General features: G+C 70.6%; 16 protein-coding genes. 9 read left to right on the top strand and 7 right to left on the bottom strand.

Translation table 11 applies throughout. The features are described from left to right. Positions 1–25: 25 nt before the first annotated feature. Positions 26–772, bottom strand: coding sequence for a hemolysin III family protein (locus tag ACFZBP_RS27195; protein ID WP_383460399.1), 747 nt, complete (start codon positions 770–772; stop codon positions 26–28). A gap of 353 nt (positions 773–1,125) precedes the next feature. Here ACFZBP_RS27195 and ACFZBP_RS27200 point away from each other — a divergent pair, with 353 nt between their 5' ends. Further along, positions 1,126–2,949 carry a phosphoenolpyruvate carboxykinase (GTP) gene (locus tag ACFZBP_RS27200; protein WP_383460402.1) on the top strand — a complete coding sequence of 608 codons (1,824 nt, stop codon included), beginning with the start codon at positions 1,126–1,128 and terminating at the stop codon, positions 2,947–2,949. Positions 2,950–3,677: 728 nt separating this feature from the next. Here ACFZBP_RS27200 and ACFZBP_RS27205 read toward each other — a convergent pair. Further along, positions 3,678–4,100: a hypothetical protein gene (locus ACFZBP_RS27205; RefSeq protein WP_383460405.1), complete on the bottom strand. Its 423-nt coding sequence runs from the start codon at positions 4,098–4,100 to the stop codon at positions 3,678–3,680. A 104-nt stretch (positions 4,101–4,204) separates the two neighbouring features. After that, positions 4,205–5,416 carry a pyridoxal phosphate-dependent aminotransferase gene (locus ACFZBP_RS27210; RefSeq protein ID WP_383460407.1) on the bottom strand — a complete coding sequence of 404 codons (1,212 nt, stop codon included), beginning with the start codon at positions 5,414–5,416 and terminating at the stop codon, positions 4,205–4,207. 125 nt (positions 5,417–5,541) lie between these two features. Here ACFZBP_RS27210 and ACFZBP_RS27215 point away from each other — a divergent pair, with 125 nt between their 5' ends. Continuing rightward, on the top strand, positions 5,542–5,781 hold the full coding sequence (locus ACFZBP_RS27215; protein ID WP_391416810.1) for a hypothetical protein: 240 nt from the start codon (positions 5,542–5,544) through the stop codon (positions 5,779–5,781). Further along, positions 5,778–6,167: a hypothetical protein gene (locus ACFZBP_RS27220; protein ID WP_391416812.1), complete on the top strand. Its 390-nt coding sequence runs from the start codon at positions 5,778–5,780 to the stop codon at positions 6,165–6,167. The genes ACFZBP_RS27215 and ACFZBP_RS27220 overlap by 4 nt, the downstream gene beginning before the upstream one ends. 515 nt (positions 6,168–6,682) lie before the next feature. Here ACFZBP_RS27220 and ACFZBP_RS27225 read toward each other — a convergent pair. Further along, positions 6,683–8,683 carry a glycosyltransferase gene (locus ACFZBP_RS27225; protein WP_391416814.1) on the bottom strand — a complete coding sequence of 667 codons (2,001 nt, stop codon included), beginning with the start codon at positions 8,681–8,683 and terminating at the stop codon, positions 6,683–6,685. A 347-nt stretch (positions 8,684–9,030) separates the two neighbouring features. Here ACFZBP_RS27225 and ACFZBP_RS27230 point away from each other — a divergent pair, with 347 nt between their 5' ends. Continuing rightward, positions 9,031–9,963 carry a trypsin-like peptidase domain-containing protein gene (locus tag ACFZBP_RS27230; RefSeq protein ID WP_391416816.1) on the top strand — a complete coding sequence of 311 codons (933 nt, stop codon included), beginning with the start codon at positions 9,031–9,033 and terminating at the stop codon, positions 9,961–9,963. 80 nt (positions 9,964–10,043) lie between these two features. Here ACFZBP_RS27230 and ACFZBP_RS27235 read toward each other — a convergent pair whose 3' ends face one another. Beyond that, positions 10,044–11,666, bottom strand: a complete 1,623-nt coding sequence (locus ACFZBP_RS27235) for an amidohydrolase family protein (RefSeq protein ID WP_391416819.1) — start codon at positions 11,664–11,666, stop codon at positions 10,044–10,046. 11 nt (positions 11,667–11,677) lie between these two features. Next, positions 11,678–12,949 (bottom strand): amino acid deaminase, encoded by a 1,272-nt coding sequence (locus ACFZBP_RS27240; protein WP_391416821.1) that lies wholly within the window; start codon positions 12,947–12,949, stop codon positions 11,678–11,680. Between the two features lie 138 nt (positions 12,950–13,087). Here ACFZBP_RS27240 and ACFZBP_RS27245 point away from each other — a divergent pair, with 138 nt between their 5' ends. The 5 genes from ACFZBP_RS27245 (at position 13,088) to ACFZBP_RS27265 (ending at position 18,555) form a co-directional block, all read left to right on the top strand. Further along, complete coding sequence (locus ACFZBP_RS27245) at positions 13,088–14,548, top strand: PfkB family carbohydrate kinase (RefSeq protein WP_391416823.1); 1,461 nt, start codon at positions 13,088–13,090, stop codon at positions 14,546–14,548. Further along, positions 14,545–15,306 (top strand): IclR family transcriptional regulator, encoded by a 762-nt coding sequence (locus tag ACFZBP_RS27250; protein ID WP_383460427.1) that lies wholly within the window; start codon positions 14,545–14,547, stop codon positions 15,304–15,306. The genes ACFZBP_RS27245 and ACFZBP_RS27250 overlap by 4 nt, the downstream gene beginning before the upstream one ends. Beyond that, a complete protein-coding gene (locus ACFZBP_RS27255; protein WP_383460429.1) occupies positions 15,303–15,713 on the top strand; it encodes a RidA family protein in 411 nt (136 codons plus the stop codon). The genes ACFZBP_RS27250 and ACFZBP_RS27255 overlap by 4 nt, the downstream gene beginning before the upstream one ends. A gap of 134 nt (positions 15,714–15,847) precedes the next feature. After that, the gene (locus ACFZBP_RS27260) at positions 15,848–17,335 is read left to right on the top strand and encodes a gluconate:H+ symporter (RefSeq protein WP_391416826.1); all 1,488 of its coding nucleotides are present in this window, start codon (positions 15,848–15,850) and stop codon (positions 17,333–17,335) included. Between the two features lie 671 nt (positions 17,336–18,006). Further along, entirely contained in the window at positions 18,007–18,555 is a 549-nt protein-coding gene (locus ACFZBP_RS27265; protein ID WP_383460433.1) for a hypothetical protein, read from the top strand. A 3-nt stretch (positions 18,556–18,558) separates the two neighbouring features. Here the strand turns inward: ACFZBP_RS27265 and ACFZBP_RS27270 are convergent, their stop codons facing one another. Further along, a complete protein-coding gene (locus tag ACFZBP_RS27270) occupies positions 18,559–19,908 on the bottom strand; it encodes a M14 family zinc carboxypeptidase (protein ID WP_391416829.1) in 1,350 nt (449 codons plus the stop codon). Positions 19,909–20,019 lie beyond the last annotated feature (111 nt).

The following is a 20,019-nucleotide window of genomic DNA, read 5'->3' on the forward strand; positions in this document are numbered from 1 at the left end:
TGGCCCCTGCGGTGTGCTGTGGAGGCTATCCGTGCTGGTACGCCACCAGTGAGATCCCCACGTAGTGCGTGATGAACGCCGCCAGCGTGAAGGAGTGGAAGACCTCGTGGAAGCCGAACCAGCGCGGTGACGGGTTCGGGCGCTTGATGCCGTAGATCACGCCGCCGGCGCTGTAGAGGACGCCGCCGACGATCACCAGGACCAGCACCGCGATACCGCCGGCGCGCATGAAGTCCGGCAGGAAGAAGACGGCCGCCCAGCCCATCGCGATGTAGCAGGGGGTGTAGAGCCAGCGCGGGGCGCCGACCCAGAAGACCCGGAAGACGATGCCCGCCGCCGCGGCGGCCCAGATGCCCCACAGCAGCCACTGACCCTTGGCGCCCGGAAGGAGCAGCATCGTCAGCGGGGTGTAGGTGCCCGCGATGATCAGGAAGATGTTGGCGTGATCCAGTCGGCGCAGGATGCCGTCCATGCGGGGGCTCCAGTTGCCCCGGTGGTACAGCGCGCTCACGCCGAACAGCAGACAGGCCGTGAGGGCGAAGATCCCGCAGGCGATCCGGCCTCTGGTCGAGTCCGCGAGGGCGGTGAGCACGAGGCCCGAGACGAGTGCGGCGGGGAACATCCCGAGGTGCAGCCAGCCGCGGAGCTTGGGCTTGATCTCGTCCGTGAGCTGCTGGGCGTGGTGCGCGATCTGGTGCGGCAGGGAGTGCGCGCCGGATCCGCGGCCTGCGGCCGGCGTGTCCGTTGGCGCGTCGGGGACGGGCGCAGTCATGGAGGGCATCGTACCTACGGAACCGTAAGTTACGTATCAGCACGGCGAGATGAGAGCCCGGAAGTGGCCATCCTCTCATGGAGTACCCCCGCGGGGCGCACCTGGGGTGAAGCCGTGGTGACGCATCGAAAACATCTCGATGAGTGGCGATGCTCACGCCGCTCACCTGTGACGCCCTCTGGACATATGCGCAGACGCGTCGGATGATCAAATGAGTGCGGTCGGCACCGGATGAGCGCGAAAGATCGGGACGGCGGATCCAGTCCACCCCCGTTCGCGAAGCATCCGGGTCGCGGCCCCCACGGGGCATACAAGGGCATATTCAGGACAAAATCCCTCTCTTAGGAGCAACCGTGGCGCGCGACATCGCGGCTCCCCCCGTCGTCCCCACCCACCACCGGGAGCTGGTCTCGTGGGTGAACGAGATCGCAGAACTCACGCAGCCGGACAACGTGGTCTGGTGTGACGGATCCGAGGCCGAGTACGAGCGCCTGTCCGAGGAGCTCGTCGCGAAGGGCACCTTCCGGAAGCTCGACCCGATCAAGCGCCCCAACTCGTACTACGCCGCCTCCGACCCGACCGACGTCGCCCGCGTCGAGGACCGGACCTTCATCTGCTCCGAGAAGGAGGAGGACGCCGGTCCGACGAACCACTGGATGGACCCCGCCGAGATGCGCGAGGTCTTCTCCGGCGAGAAGGGCGTCTTCCGCGGCTCGATGCGCGGCCGGACGATGTACGTCGTCCCGTTCTGCATGGGCCCGCTCGGCTCCAAGCTCTCCGCGATCGGCGTCGAGATCACCGACTCCGCCTACGTGGCCGTCTCCATGCGCACCATGACCCGTATGGGCCAGGCCGTCCTGGACGAGCTCGGCGACGACGGCTTCTTCGTGAAGGCCGTGCACTCCGTCGGCGCCCCGCTGGAGGCCGGCGAGCAGGACGTCCCCTGGCCGTGCAACCAGACCAAGTACATCTCCCACTTCCCGGAGAGCCGCGAGATCTGGTCCTACGGCTCCGGCTACGGCGGCAACGCCCTGCTCGGCAAGAAGTGCTACGCCCTGCGCATCGCGTCGGTGATGGCCCGCGACGAGGGCTGGCTCGCCGAGCACATGCTGATCCTCAAGCTCACGCCCCCGCAGGGCGAGTCGAAATACGTGGCGGCGGCCTTCCCCTCCGCCTGCGGCAAGACCAACCTGGCCATGCTGGAGCCCACGATCTCCGGCTGGACCGTCGAGACCATCGGCGACGACATCGCCTGGATGCGCTTCGGCGAGGACGGCCGCCTCTACGCGATCAACCCCGAGGCCGGCTTCTTCGGTGTCGCGCCCGGCACCGGTGAGCACACCAACGCCAACGCCATGAAGACGCTGTGGGGCAACTCGGTCTTCACCAACGTCGCCCTCACCGACGACAACGACATCTGGTGGGAGGGCATGACGGAGGAGACCCCGGCCCACCTGACGGACTGGAAGGGCAACGACTGGACGCCCGAGTCAGGCGTACCGGCGGCCCACCCCAACGCCCGCTTCACGGTCCCCGCCTCGCAGTGCCCGATCATCGCGCCCGAGTGGGAGGACCCCAAGGGCGTGCCGATCTCCGCGATCCTCTTCGGCGGGCGGCGCGCGACAGCCGTACCGCTGGTGACGGAGTCCTTCGACTGGAACCACGGCGTCTTCCTCGGCGCCAACGTGGCCTCCGAGAAGACCGCCGCCGCCGAGGGCAAGGTCGGCGAGCTGCGCCGCGACCCGTTCGCGATGCTGCCGTTCTGCGGCTACAACATGGGCGACTACATGGCCCACTGGGTCGACGTGGCCAAGGACAAGGACCAGTCCAAGCTGCCGAAGATCTACTACGTCAACTGGTTCCGCAAGAACGACGAGGGCAAGTTCGTCTGGCCCGGCTTCGGCGAGAACAGCCGCGTCCTGAAGTGGATCGTCGAGCGCCTCGACGGCAAGGCCGAGGGCGTCGAGACGCCGATCGGCATCCTGCCGGCCAAGGGCGCGCTGGACACCAACGGCCTCGAACTGGCCGACTCCGACCTCGACTTCCTGCTCACCGTCGACAAGGAGGTCTGGCGCGAGGAGGCCGCGCTCGTCCCCGACCACCTCAACACCTTCGGTGACCACACCCCGAAGGAGCTGTGGGACGAGTACCACGCGCTGGTGCAGCGCCTGGGCTGAGCTCAGCCCCCCAAGACGCCGCGGCCGGCTCCGATCGTGCCCTGACCAGCAACATCGTCACGGCCGGCCGCGGTGACAGCACCACAGACCGGCGAGGTTCCGTACAACGGCGTACGGGGCTGTGGGCCTGTCGCCGCATGATCCCGTCCGCCCCGACGGGAGGAGCGCGGCGGCAGGCCCTCGCCTGCTTTTCGTTCTGCATTCACGATCAACGACCTGCCGCGCACCCGCGGCGACGCGGACTACACCGTCAGCCGGCCCGGCGACGACCTGCACCAGCCGTCGACGGCGGCGGCGACGGTCTACCTCAGGCGCTGATCACCACCCGTCCCGCCCCGGTCCTCCAGATACCGGGTGTGGCACTCCTGGCGGCGGGCCGCCACCTCGCGCAGACCCGCCGCCGGCTTCTCCGTGTCCACCACCGTGCCCGCGCGAAGCTGTCGGCGTCACCGCTGGACTGCTGGGCGCCCTGCACACTGACCAGCTTGTGCGGCAGCGAGGCCGTGCGGTCCACCGAGGTGGAGGGCGCCGGAGTTCGCGGTCCCGGTGCGCGACGACGCCCCAAGGGGCGCGGGGAACTGCGCGACCAGCCACAGACAACAGACAGCCGCGGACACGACAGCAAGCCCAACGGCGAAGGCGAAAGTCGGCCAAAGCCAACGCGGTGCCATGGCACCCGGTCCGCGCGTCGCTGCGGGTGCACGCGGACCGGGGCCGTTCAGGGGGTGTCAGCCGACGCCGGTCAACTCCTGCGGCTCGGCCTGCGCGGCAGCATGCGCGTCCATGCGCTCCGCCGCCAGAATCGCCACCGCCGTGTCCGCACGGGACGCGGCGACCACCAACGCCCGCCCGGCAAGGGCATGCGCACGCCGATGCAGCGCCGCGAGCCTCACCTGACCGCCGGAGGCAGCGGCGCGGGCCGGCCCGGGACCGCCCCGCAGTCGGGCCACCTGCTCGGCGAGCCGCTCGGCGGCCGCGTCGAGGTCGGCCGTGGGGGCCGCCGCGCGCAGCTCGTCCGTGACGGCGAGCAGCGCGGCGAGGTGGCCGGCGAGCTGGATGTCCAACTCCTCCTCGCGCGAGCGATGAGGGAAGTCGGTGGTGTTGCCGGCCATCGTGCTGTGGACCGACTTGGTTCGGATCGGTTCGTACATGGGGATGGCCTCCTGTGCGCTGACAGGAAGCCATCCTAGCTTAGATTTCGTCTAAAGTTGAGCCGTTCACAAGACGGGACCGTCCCTTGCACACAGCGTGAGCGTCAGGGCTGGCTGTACCCGTCGAGGAACCGTCCGATCCGGGTCACCGCGTCCCGCAGGTCCGTGACCGTCGGCAGGGTGACCACACGGAAGTGGTCCGACTCCGGCCAGTTGAAGCCGCTGCCCTGGACGACCATGATCTTCTCGCTGCGCAGCAGGTCCAGGACCATCCGCCGGTCGTCCTTGATCTTGAAGACCTTGGGGTCGAGGCGTGGGAAGAGGTACAGCGCCCCCTTCGGCCGTACGCAGCTCACACCGGGGATCTGGGTCAGCAGCTCGTAGGCGACGTCCATCTGCTCCTTCAGCCGCCCCCCGGGCAGCACCAGGTCGTTGATGGACTGCCGTCCGCTGAGCGCGGCGACGACCCCGTGCTGACCGGGCATGTTCGCGCACAGCCGCATGTTCGCGAGGATGGTGAGGCCCTCGATGTAGGAGTCGGCGTGGGCGCGCGGGCCCGAGATCGACATCCAGCCCACCCGGTACCCGGCGACCCGGTACGCCTTCGACATGCCGTTGAAGGTGAGGGTGAGCAGGTCGGGGGCGACGGCGGCGGTCGGGGTGTGCGTGGCGCCGTCGTAGAGGATCTTGTCGTAGATCTCGTCGGAGCAGACGAGGAGGTTGTGCCGGCGGGCGATGTCGGTCAGCCCCCGGAGCATGGCCTCGTCGTACACGGCCCCCGTCGGGTTGTTGGGGTTGATGATGACGATGGCCTTGGTGCGGTCGGTGACCTTGCGCTCCACGTCGGCGAGGTCGGGCATCCAGTCGGACTGCTCGTCGCACCGGTAGTGCACGGCGGTGCCGCCGGAGAGGGAGACGGCGGCGGTCCACAGGGGATAGTCGGGCGCGGGCACGAGAACCTCGTCCCCGTCGTCGAGCAGCCCCTGCATCGCCATCACGATCAGCTCGGAGACGCCGTTGCCGATGAAGACGTGCTCGACGTCGGTCTCGATGCCGAGGGTCTGGTTGTGCATGACCACGGCCCGGCGTGCGGCGAGCAGCCCCTTGGCGTCGCCGTAGCCGTGCGCCGTGGACACGTTCCGGAGGACGTCCTCAAGGATCTCGGGCGGGCACTCGAAGCCGAACGCGGCCGGGTTGCCGGTGTTCAGCTTGAGGATCCGATGCCCCGCCGACTCGAGCCGCATCGCCTCCTCGAGCACCGGGCCCCGGATCTCGTAACAGACGTTGGCGAGCTTGGTCGACTGGATCACCTGCATGTCAAGGAGCTTACGGCTGCGTAACGTCCGGTGGGCCGTGTTTTCCGCCACGTGAGACGCGGTGGTTTGGGCTGTTATCGCCGGTAGCTGTCCCGGGGCGGCGCCCTTCCTTGGAATGCGCGCCCATGTCCAGGCCACCCGAGCGCGAGAACGAGACGCCCCAGCGGCAGCCGAACGTGTACCACCCACGACCGGCGGCGCCCCCGTCCTACGACGCGTACACGGTCCCGGCGGCCGCGCACGGCTGGCAGAACGCGTACGACGAGACGGCGGAGCTGCCCCGGCTGGACGAGTCCGGAGCGGCGGGAGCACGGGGCGAGGGGCGCGTCGCAGGGCGCGGGCCCGGGCCTCGCGGCGCCTGGTGATCGCGGCCGGCGCGGTGGGCGCGGTGTCGGCGGCGGTACTGGTCGCGGGGCTCGCCCTGTCCGGCTCCGCGCCGGAAGGCGACTCGCGAGGCAAGCAGAACGGCGTCGGCACGAGCCCGACGGCGGGCCCCTCCCCGGACCCGACCGGAGCCCCGGACGCGCCCGCCGCCACCGCCGCGCCCCTCGCCGACACCCCGGGCACCGCACCGAGCCCCATCCGCTCCACCCGGGACACCGGCAACGGCACCACCCCCTCCTCGACGCCCTCCACCACGAGCGCGGCCCCCTCGCCCCCGACCACCACGCCGACCACGGCCGAACCGGTCGGAGTCGGACGGAGCGATCATCCGGGGCGGGGATCAGGGAAGACGAAGGGCCCCCGCTAGGGCGCGGGTGACTCCCTCCCCGGCCACCCTGCCGGAGCCGCACAGTGCCGGGGCAGGGCGGCGGGGGCCGCCCAGGGTGGGGATGGGAAAGGCGTGCGTTTCGATAGCGCGCGGGCGACTCCGGCGACCGTCCGACCTGCCGAAGCCGTACACCTGCCACCCGCGGCCGCGTCGGCGACTGCCCGGCGGGGTCGGTTTCCTGCCGCGAGCGCGCACGCGGGCGGCTCCGGTGGCCGTCCCGCCCGGCGGAGTCGTACGCCGGGCAGTGCTCGGCGCGTCGGGCCGACGCCTGGGCGAGGGTCGATTTTCGTTCCCCCAGAGCGCGCGGGCGACTCCGGCGACCGTCGGACCTGCCGGAGCCGTACACCTGCCACCCGCGGCCGCGTCGGCGACTGCCCGGCGGGTCAGTTTCCTTCCCCGAGGGCGCACGCGGGTGGGTCCGGTGGCCGTCCCGCCCGCGGAGTCGTACGCCGGGCAGTCCTCGGCGCTTCGCGCGGGGCGGGGCCGTCCGGCTGTCAGCCCTTGACGCGTCGCGTGACGGCCCGGACGAGGTCGGTCTTGGCGACCTGGAGGGCGAAGCGGCCGCCGTTGCCGGGGGCGGGCTTGGCGTAGCGGGGGAGGGGCAGGCGGCGCCACTTGGCGGGGGGCAGGTTCTTCGGGAGGGGCGGGAGGGGGACGGACCAGTTGCCCAGACGGAGTTCGCCGTGCCAGAGGCCGACGGGGAGGTCGGAGACGGGGACGCGGACGACGAAGGCGCCGTCGGGCTCGGGGCGCCGGGCCGGCCGGTGGGAGACGGAGCCGCCCTGTCCGTCCGTCAGGGTCACGGCGAGGGCGCCCTCCGGGAAGCCGGCGAGGGCGCAGCGGCCGGTGAACTCCAGCTCCGTGGGGGCGTCCGGGGCCCACCTGACCGTGTCGCCGAGGCGGAGCCGCGACGGCACGGTGTGCTTGCGTTCGCCGAGGTCGAGCGTGAAGTTGCCGTGCGGGTTGGTGGTGTAGAGGGTGACGGCGCGCAGGCCCTCGGCGGTGTCCACGACATGCGTCGTCGGCTTGCCGGACACGTCGTCGGCCCGCTTGCTGCCGATCCGGACCTCGCGGGTGATGCCCTGGGCGCCGATGGCGAGGGAGATGTCCCACAGCCCGTCGCCCAGCGGGTCGCCGTCGGCGGCCGTGGTGATGTCGACGGTCGCCTCGAACCCGGCCCGGTCGTAGGTGAAGCTCCCCGCGTCCTCGTCGGCGCCCGCGTCGGGCGTCGCCGTGTGGGTGACGGGCAGCCGGTACTCCACCTTGCTGTCGCGCTCGCGCAGCACCAGCTCGGTGCTGACGTCACGGGTCTCGACGCGGTGCAGATAGCCGTGTCCGGCGAGGTGCAGCACGCTGCCGCGCAGGTCGGCCCGGGTCACGCGGTGGCGCACGCCGAGCTGGGCGGTGACGTCGTAGCAGTCGTCGGGGATCGCGCGGGCGGGGTCACGGAGGAAGGGGTAGCGGGCGAGGGCCCGGCCCGCGTCGACGAGCACGGGCGTCGCCGACTTGCTCCGCGCCAGCTCCCGCTCGAACCGCACGAGTTCGATCAGCTCGTCGAGCATCCGATGGCGTACGAGGTGGAGGCGCAGCCGGGCCATGGCCGAGAGCTGCTTGTCCATCCCCTCGTGGCAGAGCGGCGCGATGGCCTCGGCGAGACGGGCGAGCGCCTTCTCCTGCTCGCCGCGGGGCTCGCGGACCAGGTGGTCGAGGAGCTGGCGGACCTCGACGGTGAGGTGCCGGTGCGCGAGGTGGTCGAGGCCGGGTCCGGGCGGCACGTTCTCCAGGAGCATGTCGACCACGCGGGGCAGGAAACGCAGCCGGGGCTCGGTCCCGCCTGTGCGCAGGGTGATGTTGCCCTCGTCCTCCCGGCGCACCCAGTACAGGCAGTCGTAGGAGGCCAGCACGGAGATGCCCGCCGCGTGCACATAGGCGGGGCCCACGAAGAGCTGGTCCTCGCCTATGGAGAGGTCGGTGGGGAAGCGCAGGTGGTGGCGCTCCAGCAGCTCCCGGCGGAACAGCTTCATGGGGTTGAGCGTCCAGTACACCCGCGACGAGAAGACGTCGGTCTTCGGCTGGTCGCGCCGGAACATCGAGGTCGGTGCCCCGCGCCCGCCCTCGCCGACCATCTTGCCGAGCACGACGTCGGTGCCGTTCTCCTCGGCCATCGCGACCATGCGCTCCAGGGCCTCCGGCCCGAGATGGTCGTCGGCGTCCAGGAAGAACACGAACCGTCCGCGCGCGTGGTCGAGCCCGAGGTTGCGGGGCGCGGAGGGGCCGCCGGAGTTCTCCTGCCGGAAGACCCGCAGCAGCTCCGGGTACAGGGCCGCCAGCCGGTCGAGCTCCTCGGGCGTTCCGTCGGTCGAGCCGTCGTCGACGACCAGGATCTCCAACTGGTCCTGACCGATGGTCTGTTCCGTGACAGAGGTGATGCAACGCGTCAGATACGGCATTGCGTTGTACGCGGCGACAATCACCGAAACGGCGGGGCCTGTCATCGTCACGCTCTCCAAGAATTACGGGGCACACCCCGTTTTTCCTGGATGGCTCACAGATTGGCCTATTGGATGCGGTAAGGCACCATTTGCGGGGAGATTTGCCGACAGAGCTGTGAAGATATCATGACTTCCCGGTGCCTGTGAGGTGACCTCGTCAACTTCTCGTGGGCGTCCTGCGCCGTCGCCCCGGGGCTCCTCGCTCCCCGTGATAGGGAAAGCCCTACGGACTGAACTCGCCGGTAAGCAACTCCTTGTCCCCACCCCCCTCCTGCGTGAGAATGCGCATGACAAAAATGCGGGTGACCGAAGATTCTTCGGTCACCCTCCTCGTATGAGGGGACCCCCACATGAGAAAACCTCTCGGCGCCGCCCTCCTCGCCCTGGCGATAGCCGGGGCCGGCGCCGCACCCGCGGTCGCGGCTCCCGTGGACTCGGCCGCTTCGTTCGGCAAGAGCGTGGACACGGGCTCGGTCACGTCGGTGGTCAATGACACCGTCGCCTCCACCGCGGACACCCTCGGCCAGGTCCTGAACGGTCCCAAGGTCAAGGCCGTCAACTTCGCGGGCACCGTCGCGCTCAGCAACTGTTCCGGCTCCGTCGTCCGCTTCCCGGACTCGGAGGACAACGACCCGGCCCTGGTCATGACCAACGGCCACTGTCTGGAGACCGGCATGCCGGGCCCCGGCGAGGTCGTGGTCGACCGGGCCTCCAGCCGTACCTTCAGCCTGCTCAACGCCTCGGGCAGCCGGGTCGGCACACTGCGGGCCAGCAAGATCGCCTACGGGACGATGACCGACACGGACGTCGCCTTCTACCAACTCACCACGACGTACGCGCAGATCAAGAGCTCGTACAGCATCAACCCGCTGACGGTGGCCGACACCCACCCGGTCAAGGGCACCGCCATCACCGTCGCCTCCGGCTACTGGAAGCGGCTGTACAACTGCAACATCGACGGGTTCGCCTACCAGCTCAAGGAAGGCGACTGGACCTTCAAGGACTCGGTCCGCTACACGTCCGCCTGCAACACCATCGGCGGCACGTCCGGCTCCCCCGTCATCGACCAGGCCACCAACAAGGTCGTCGCCGTCAACAACACCGGTAACGAGGACGGCGAGCGCTGCACGGTCAACAACCCGTGCGAGGTGGACGAGAGCGGCAACGTCACCGTCCGCCAGGGCATCAACTACGCCCAGGAGACCTACCAGATCCCCGCCTGCTTCGGCGTCGACAACAAGCTCGACCTGAGCGCGAGCGGCTGCGTGCTGCCCAAGCCGTAACCGGCTCGGTCGTGTCCGCAAAGTCCCGTCGTCCGCCCGGAGGGTGGGGCAGGCGGGACTTTGCGGACACGACCCAAGGGCTATCGGGCGCCACGGATCGCCCGTCCCGCCAGCACGTCCGTGCGGCGGCCGTCGTCGATCACGAAACGGCCGTCGATCAGGACGTGCGGGATGCCCGTCGGTAGTGTGCGTGGCTCCTCGAAAGTGGAGCCCGCCGCTACCGTCGCCGGGTCGAACAGCACGAGGTCCGCCCGATGCCCCTCGCGGACCAGCCCCCGGTCCGCCAGTCGCAGCCGCGCCGCCGGCCGCCCGGTCAGATGGGCCACGCACTCCTCCAGGGACAGCACCCCCAACTCCCTCACGTACCGCCCGAGATAGTGCGGGAACGTGCCGTACGCCCGCGGATGCGGCTTCGTGCCGCGCAGGATCCCGTCCGAACCGCCCGTGTGGACACGGTGCCGCATGATCGTCCGTACGTTCTCCTCGTGGCCGACGTGCTGCAGGATCGTCGAGCCCAGCCGGTCGTCGAGGAGCAGGCGTCGGGCGGTGACCCAGGGGGCCTCGCCCCGGGCGTCCGCCGACTGCCGGATGGTCCGGCCGACGAAGTCCCCGAGCGCCGGGTCGCTCACGCCCGAGATCTCGATCGTGTCCCACTCGATGGGCACACCGTGGCAGCCGTCGGCCCCGACGACCTCCATGTGATGCCGGATGCGCTCGGCGGCCTCGTCGTCGGACAGCCGGGCCAGGATCGCCTCGGGGCCGCCCTCGCTCGCCCAGCTCGGCAGCATCGCGACGAGGGTCGTGCAGCCGGGGGTGTAGGGGTAGGTGTCCAGGCTGATGTCGGCCCCCTCGTCGAGCGCCTTGTCCAGCAGGGACAGCAGCTGAGGCGCACGGCCCTTGTTCACGCCGAAGTTCATGGTGGCGTGGGCGAGATGGAGCGCGCAGCCCGCCTCCCGCGTCAGGGCCACCATCTCCTCGTAGGCCTCCAGGGCCCCGGCCCCGTACGAGCGGTGGTGCGGGCAGTAGTAGCCGCCGTACGACGCCACCACCCGGCACAGCTCCGTCAGCTCGGCGTCCTTGGCGTACATGCCGGGCGTGTACGTCAGCCCGGACGACATGCCGACCGCGCCCTCCGCCATGCCCTGCGCGACCAGCTGCCGCATCCGGTCCAGCTCGTCCGGCGTCGCCGCCCGGTCCTCCCAGCCGACGGCGAGCGCGCGGACCGTGCCCTGCGGGATCAGGTACGCCGCGTTCACCGCGATGCCCTGCCCGTCGAACCCGGCGTCGAGGCGGTCCAGGTACTCGCCCACCGTCCGCCAGTCGAAGTCGATGTCCTCGCCGGAGCCGTTCCAGCCGGTGATCGCGCGGCGGACCTCGGTGAGCGTGCGGTCGTCGACGGGGGCGTACGACAGCCCGTCCTGGCCGATGACCTCGAGGGTGACCCCCTGCGCGGCCTTCGCGCTGTGGTCGGGGTCGCGCAGCAGCTCCAGATCGCTGTGGGCGTGCATGTCGATGAAGCCGGGGGAGAGGACGAGGCCCTCCGCGTCCAGCTCCCGGCGGGCCTTCGGCCGCTGGCAGCCCGCCGCGGCCGCCTCCTGGACGATCGACACGATCCTGCCGCCGTCCACGACGACGTCGGCCCGGTAGGACGGGCCGCCGCTGCCGTCGACGACGTCCGCGTCCCGGATGACGAGCTCCTCCATGGGCCTGCCTCCTAGAAGAACGTGCGGATGTAGTCGACTACGGTCCCGTCGGCCTGCGCGACCGGAATCAGCTGCCACTTGTCGAACGACGTGCACGGGTGCGACAGCCCCATGCCGAGCCAGTCCCCCACCTCCAGGTCCGCCTCCCCGGTGGTCCGCAGCCACGCGTGCTGGTCCGACAGGCCGGTCACCGAGACGCCGGTGGCCGGGCGCTCGACGCCGTCGCGGCGGACCACCTGGGCGAAGGGCAGATCGAGGTCGTAGGCCGCGTCCCGCTTGCCCGCGTTGACGAAGGCCTGCTCGGCGGAGGGGCGGGAGACGACCTGGGCCCACAGCCGGAAGGCGGGTTCGAGGGCGCCCTCCTCGGGGACCCGGTTGAACGGGGTCAGCTTGCGGTAGTGGCCGTCGTCGTGCGAGACGTACGCTCCGGAGCGCAGCAACTTCAGTACGGGCGCGGACAGTTCGGGGATCTCGGCGAACACCTCCGCCACCGCGTCGAACCAGGCGCTGCCGCCCGCGCTGACGACGATCTCGTCCAGGCCCGCGAACCGGCCCGCCTTGTCGAAGTCCACGACCATGGCGATCACCCGGCGCAGCCAGCCCCGCACGCGCTCGGGGTCCGCCTGCGGAACCTCGCCCTCGTATCCCGCGACGCCGACCAGCCGCAGCGTGGACACGGCGGCCACCGCGTCCGCGACGGCGGCGCACACCGCCTCCGTACGGGCCCCGGTCCGGGCGTGCTCACCGGCCGCCGGCTCGATCACGACGTCCACCGGCCGGGTGGCCCCGGCGGCGCGCAGTGCCGCGTCCATCTGCTCGACGCCGCGCACGGAGTCGACGTAACAGATGAGACGGAAGTCGGGGTCGGTGGCCAGCTCGCCCGCGATCCAGCGCAGGGCGGCGGCGTCGACGAGTTCGTTCGCGAGGAAGATCCGCTGGATGCCGTACGGCCGCGCCACCCGCACCTGGTGCGGTACGGCGAGCGTGATGCCCCAGGCGCCGCGCTCGATCTGGCGCTGGAACAGCTGGGGCGCCATGGAGGTCTTCCCGTGCGGGGCGAAGGCGAGGCCGTGGCGGGCGGCGTACGTCTCCATCAGGTCGAGGTTGTGCTCCAGGCGCTCGGCGGAGAGGGCGAGCACAGGGGTGGCGAAGCCGTCGGTGAAGAGGTTGCGGCGCTGGGCGGTGAGCTCGGCGACGGTGAGGCCGTCGGCGTCCGGGGGGAGGCCCTTGAAGCGGTGATCGACGCGTTCCTCGGCCAGACGGGCCAGCGCCTCGTTGCTCATGGAACCTCCCTGATCTGGGATGTTGCGACGCTTGCAACACCCATTGCGTATATCGCTTACCGCTGTCTAACATCTCGGCCAACCGCGGGTCAACGGAGCCGCCGATCCACCCGCACAAGCCCTGGAGCTACGACCATCGTGTCCCCCACCGGACCCTGCAACGCCCCCGACGGCGTGGACGTCGTCGCGCTCGGCGAGTCCATGGTCACGTTCCTGCCCACCCGGCCGGGGCGCCTCGCCGACGTGCCGTCGTTCGAGCGGGGGATCGGGGGAGCGGAGTCGAACGTGGCGTGCGCGTTGGCTGCCGCCGGCCACCGTGTGAGGTGGATCAGCCGGGTCGGGGCCGACGGGTTCGGGGACCACCTCGTCGAGGCGATCGGGCGATACGGCGTCGATGTCGCGTCCGTGCGGCGCGATCCGGGGCGTCCCACCGGCGTGTACTTCCGTACGGCGGCGGACCGGGGTACGGACGCGCACGAGGTGGCGTACTACCGGGCGGGGTCCGCGGCGTCGGCGATGTCCGTGCGGAACGTCGACCTGGACGCGGTGCGTTCGGGGCGGGTGCTGCACCTTTCGGGGATCACGGCCGCGCTGTCGGAGGGCTGCCTGGGGTTGCTGCGGGAGCTGCTGGCTGCAGGCGGCGACGACCGTCCGCTGGTCTCGTTCGACGTCAACTACCGGGCGGGGTTGTGGCGGGACGGGGACGAGGACGGACCCGGTGTGCTGCTGGAGCTGGCGCGGCGGGCCGATGTCGTGTTCGTGGGGGAGGACGAGGCGGAGGAGGCGTGGGGGATCACGGGCGGCCCGGAGGCGGTGCGGGCCGCGCTGCCCGAGCCGGAGGTGTTGGTGGTGAAGCAAGGGGCGGTGGGGGCTACGGCTTTCGTGTCGGGTGCGGGTGGTGGGGGGCTGGCCGCGCCCACGCGGCGGAGCCACACATGTCACAGCCTCGCGCCCCTCGGGTGGGCAAACGCACCGGCGCTGCAGGGCGCGGCCGGCGGTCCCGAGGGGTCCCAGCCCGCGGGCGGCAGCCCTGTGCGCCTTGGGTCGGTTGACGGGCCCTCGTCGCGGGGTGCGGACACGGGTCCCGGGGGACCCCAGTCCGGGGGCAGCCGGCCTGTGCGTCCTGGGTGGGCTGATGGCTCCACGTCGCGGGGTGCGGCCGGCGGCCCCGGCGGGTCCCAGCCTGCGGGCAGTCGTGCCGCTGGGACGGCTCCCGACCCAAAGAGAGGCGGTGCTGCGCCGGCGCGGGTGAGCGACCCCCACCTCCGGCCCGCCCTCACCCCGGGCACCCCACGGGCAACCGCATTCGTCCCATCCCCCAACGTCCACATCGCGGCAGCGACCGGCGCCGGTGACGCCTTCGCCGCCGGGTTTCTCTCCGCCGCCCTGCGTGGGCTGGCCGTACGGGAAGCCCTACGGCACGGACACCTCTGGGCCGCAGCCGCCCTCACCGCCCCCGGTGACCTCGCCACGCCCCCCTCCCGGGCCCACGCCGACCGCCTGGTGGCCCTCGACGACGTGGCGTGGGAGAAACTTCGACTCGGCCCCGGCTGGACGCAAGCCGCGGAACGGGCCGACGAGGAGGTACGTACGTCATGAGTCAGACCGTCGACCGGGCGCTGAGCATCCTGCCGCTGCTCGCCGAGGGCCCCGCGGACCTGGGGCAGGTCGCCGACCGCCTCGGCGTGCACAAGTCCACCGCGCTGCGGCTGCTGCGTACGCTGCACGAACACGGGCTCGTCTACCGCCAGTCCGACCAGCGCTACCGCCTCGGCGCCCGCCTCATCGCCCTCGCCCAGGAGGCGATGGAGAACCTCGACATCCGCGAGATCGCCCACCCCCACCTCGTACGACTGAACGAGCAGTGCGGGCACACCGTCCACCTGGCCGTGTACGAGGAGGACGAGGTGCTGTACATCGACAAGGTGGAGAGCCGGTACCCGGTGCGGATGTACTCGCGGATCGGGAAGCCGGTCGCCATCACCGTCGCCGCCGTCGCGAAGCTCCTCCTCGCCGACCTGCCCGAGCACGAGCGCCGCGCCCTCGCCGACAAGCTCGACTACCCCCTGTACACGGCCCGTTCGACACCGAACCCGGACGCCTTCCTCAAGGAACTGGCCAAGGTGCGCGAACAGGGCTGGGCCACCGACCTCGGTGGCCACGAGGAGTCCATCAACTGCGTCGCGGCGCCGATCCGCGGCGCCGACGGCCGCGTCGTCGCCGCGATGTCGGTCTCCGCTCCGAACGTCGTCGTCACCGCCGACGAACTCCTCACCCTGCTCCCGCTGGTCCGCCGTACCGCGGACGGCATCAGCGGCGAGTACTCCGGCAGAAACACAGCGAAAGGCACCGCATGACGGAGAAGACCGCCCTCACCCCGAAGACCCACACCACCCCGCCCGCGAAGTTCTCCCACGGGGTGAGGAAGGGCAACATCCTTCAGGTCGCCGGCCAGGTCGGATTCCTGCCGGCCGAGGAGGGCAAGCCCCCGACGCCCGCCGGGCCCACCCTGCGCGAGCAGACCCTCCAGACCCTCGCCAACGTCAAGGCGATCCTTCAGGAGGGCGGTGCCTCCTGGGACGACGTGATGATGATCCGCGTCTACCTCACGGACGTCGCCCACTTCGCCGAGATGAACGACATCTACAACACCTACTTCGAGGAGCAGGGGCTCACCCAGCCGCCCGCCGCGCGCACGACCGTGTACGTCGGTCTGCCGGCGGGACTCCTCATCGAGATCGACGCGCTGGCCGTACTCGGCTGATCGCTGGTCGCCGATCGCTGACCCCTCCCCGACTCCCGCACACCGCACGTCTCCCGGCGCGGTGCCCTCATGGGGCGCCGTGCCGCGATCCCCCCTGCCCGAAAGCTCCATGTACTTACCGCGAGGACCCCCGAATGTCCCCCTTGTCCCTTCCGCTCGCCGCAGCCGCCCCAGCCGAGACACCACCCCACACCGGCGGACTGCTCCTCCTGATCGACGGTACGGCCGGACTGCTCACGGTCGCCGCCATCGGCATCGCCCTGCTGCTCTTCCTGATCATCAAGACCCGTCTCCAGCCCTTCGTGGCCCTGCTCGCGGTCTCCATAGCCGTCGGCCTCATGGCCGGCCTCTCGGTCACCGAACTCTTCGGCACCGTCCAGCGTTCTGACGCCGTGTCGACCATCGAGTCCGGCATGGGCGGCATCCTCGGGCATGTCGCGATCATCATCGGCCTGGGCACCATGCTCGGCGCGATCCTCGAAGTCAGCGGTGGCGCCGAGGTGTTGGCGTCCCGACTCCTCAACCTCTTCGGTGAGAGGCGAGCGCCTCTCGCGATGGGCCTCACCGGTCTCATCTTCGGTATCCCGGTCTTCTTCGACGTCGGCATCTTCGTCCTCGCGCCGCTCGTGTACGCCGCCGCCAAGCGCTCGGGCAAGTCGATCCTGCTGTACTGCCTGCCGCTGCTGGCGGGTCTGTCGATGACGCACGCCTTCCTGCCGCCGCACCCGGGACCGGTCGCGGCGGCCGGACTGCTCCATGTCCAGCTGGGCTGGGTCATCCTCATGGGCATCGTCTGCGGTGTCCCGGCGGTGCTGGCCGCGTGGGCGTTCTCCGGCTGGGTCGGCAAGCGGATCTTCGTGGCCGTGCCGCAGGACATGGTGGAGGCGGCGGACGAGGCGAAGCGGGCGGTCATCGACGAGCAGCGCAAGGCCGGTGTCGAGCCGCGGGAGACGCCTGTGCCGCTCGGTACGGTGCTCGGGATCATCGGTACGCCGTTGGTGCTGATCCTCGCCGCGACCTTCTCGTCGATCGCGCTGGATCCCTCCACTCTCCGCTCGGTGATCGAGTTCTTCGGGAACCCGTTCGTGGCGCTCACGATCGCTCTGTTGCTGGCGTACTACCTGCTGGGTATCCGGCGTGGGTGGTCCCGCAAGTCCCTGGAGACGGTGTCGACCTCGTCCCTCAAGCCCGTCGGCAACATCCTCCTGGTCGTCGGCGCGGGTGGTGTCTTCGGTGCCGTCCTCAAGGCCAGCGGGGTCGCTCAGGCCCTGTCCGACACCTTCAACGACGTCGGCCTTCCGGTGATCGTCCTTTCCTACCTGATCTCGGTGGTCCTCCGGGTCGCCCAGGGCTCCGCCACGGTCGCCATCGTCACCACGGCCGGGATCGTCGCCCCGCTCCTCACCGAGGGCGACCACTCCCAGCCCTTCGTCGCCCTCGTCATCATGGCCATCTCGGCCGGCTCGATCTTCGCCTCCCATGTCAACGACGGTGGATTCTGGATCGTGGCCAAGTACTTCGGGATCAGCGAGCGGGACACCCTGAAGACCTGGACGGTCCTGGAGAGTGTCCTGTCGGTCGCCGGGTTCGTGGTGGCGGCGGTCCTGAGCCTGTTCGTGTAACCGGGCCGTTTCCTCGCCCCCGCCGCCCCTACCCGCCCCATCCCTGGGAGCTGCCGCCCCCAGCCCCCCGCCTATCGGCCCCTCCGGGCCTCGTCCTCAAACGCCGGACGGGCTGGGGGTGTCTGGGTCTGCGGTGGCGCCCTGGGTGGGGGTTTGGGGCGGCGATGTCTCGTCCTCAAGCGCCGGACAGGCTGAAAGTGGCTGGACTGGCGTAGCCCCTGCGGGTGGGTGGGGAGCTGGGGGTGCCTGGATGGGTGGGGGCTGGGGGTGGCAATGGCTTGTTCTCAGACGCCGGACGGGCTGAAAAATCCAGCCCCCGGCCAGCGAATCCAGCCCCGGGCCAGCGAATCCAGCCCCGGGCCAGCGAATCCAGCCCCGGGCCAGCGAATCCAGCCCCGAGCCGGCAATTCAGCGCCGGGCCAGCGAATCCAGCCCCGGGCCGGCAATGCAGCGCCGGGCCGGCAAATTCAGCCCCTCCGGCGTTTGAGGAGCGGGGGCTGGGGCGGAGCCCCAGGAAGGGGCGTGGGGCTGTGTCGATTTGCGGCTCCGCCGCGTGGGCGCGGCCAGCCACCGCCGGCCCGCACTCGAAGGACGACCCGGGGTGAATCTTCGTGTAACGATGCGGGGGCTGGTTGTGCGGGACACAGGGTTGTCGACCATACTGCTCGGCTGTGGAGCAGCGCATAGGTTCAGGCAGCCAGCCCCTGGAGGGCGCCGGGTTCGATCCGGCCTTCATCCCCGGGCTCACCTCGCCCGCGTCCGCCGCGCCGGAGGGCGCGAAGAAGGAGGACGTGACCGAGGACGTGACCGAAGACGGCGACCTCGAGGAGACGGTCCTTGAGGGCGGCGAGGAGCTCGAGGCGCAGGACGCGGCCGACGGAGAGGGCGATGTCGACGACGACGGCGACGATGACGGTGAGCCGGCCGTCGACGGGCCCGTCTTCGAGGCGTCCGACCGCCGGGCTCGGATCGTCGCCGATCACGCCGGTGTACGACTCTCCCTGGACGACCAGGAGTGCGAGTTCCGTTGGGACGAGATCGGCGCCGTGGAGACCGAGGCGCCGCGGTTCGGGAAGCGGTACACCGTCACCGTGCACACTCCTGACCGCCGTTGGTACCCGATCGAGATCGAGGCGACGGCCAGGAGCCGCTTCACGGAGTGGGACGAGCAGCTGGACGCGGTCCTCGACGCCTACTTCGAGGAATCCGACGCCTCCTAGCGGTCAGCTGCAGTACTGGGCTTCCTTGCCGATCGACCGGTACATACAGTCCGCGTTCTCCAGCAACTGCAGCACCGCGTCCCGGTTGCGGGACGTCTCCCGCTCGATGACCTCGTCGGGCGGGTAGAAGCCCCCGCCCCCGGACCTCGGGTACATCTCGAAGGTGTACGCGAAGATCTTCTGGTTGCCCCACAGCCAGTCGTCGATGGACCCGTCGGTGATGTACAGGTCGCTGGACTGCTCCGGCGTGTAGCCGTTGCTGGCCGCCATCTTCTGCCCGACCGTGGCGAACGCGTTGCGGTCGTCGGCGGTCATGCCGGTCGTCGTGTCGGAGTAGGTGTACCCGAACGGCCACAGCACCAGTTCGCTGTACGTGTGGAAGTCGACCCCGGCCTTGATCTGCTGCACCCCGCCGACGACACGGCTGCGCACGAAGTTGGCGACGACCTTGACCTCGGGCGCCGACTCGGCGGACGCGCCCCGGTACGTCTCCGAGGACGTCGACCCCGACGAACCGCCGCAGCAGCCCCACCGGTAGTTCCAGTTCCGGTTGAGGTCGGTGCCGACGGCCGAGGAACCGGAGTTGGGCTGCCGGTTCTTGCGCCACGACCGGTAGGAGCCGGTGGCGATGTCGTACTCGCCGCCGTCCGGGTTGAGGTCGGGCACGATCCAGATCTCACGGTTGTTCACCATGCTGGTGACCCGGGAGTCGCTGCCGTAGTCGGAGGTCAGCTCGCGCAGGAGGTAGAGCGCCATCTCGACGGTCAGGTGCTCACGGGCGTGCTGGTGGTGGGTGAACAGGACCTCGGGTTCCGACTCGTCCGTTGCGACGTTGTCGCTGATCTTGATGGCGACGATGTTCCGGCCCTGGTACGACGTGCCGATGACACGCTGGCTCGCGATCGAGGAGTTGGCCGAGACCAGTGAGTTGATCTCGCTCGTCATCTCCGCGTAGTTGTGGTAGCGCGAGTCGCCTGACGGGAAGTCGTAGAGCCGGACGTCGTCCTCGCCGGCGGACCGGTCGGGGACCGCGCCGAGCGGGGTGACCTCGTAGCCGAGCGTCCTCAGCTTCTTGACCTGGTCCGCCCGGCCCGAGATCACGACCCCGTGGCCGTGGGCCTCGTCCACGGTCACACCGGTCCGCTGAAGTGCCGTGCGGTCCTTGGCGGTCGAGTGCATGTGGACCTCGTACTGCCGGATGTCGTCGGCCGAGGGGGCCGCCTTGGCGGCGCTGTCGGCGTTCGCGGACACGTTCGCGGAGAGGGGCGCCGCGAGGGCGAGGGCGAGCAGTGCGGCGAGCGCGGCGGAGCGTCTGCCGCTGCGGCCGCCGGAGCCGCGTATGCGAAGTCGCATGAAGTCTCCTTGTGGGAGTGGGGGGTGGGGTTCAGTGCGACGTACAGCGTGGTGCGGATGTGGCGCTCATCGTGGGCCGCTGGCATGAGCAGGTCAAGAGTGGGGCGTCGG

The organism is Streptomyces sp. NPDC008086 (assembly GCF_042957325.1).
Classification (GTDB): domain Bacteria; phylum Actinomycetota; class Actinomycetes; order Streptomycetales; family Streptomycetaceae; genus Streptomyces.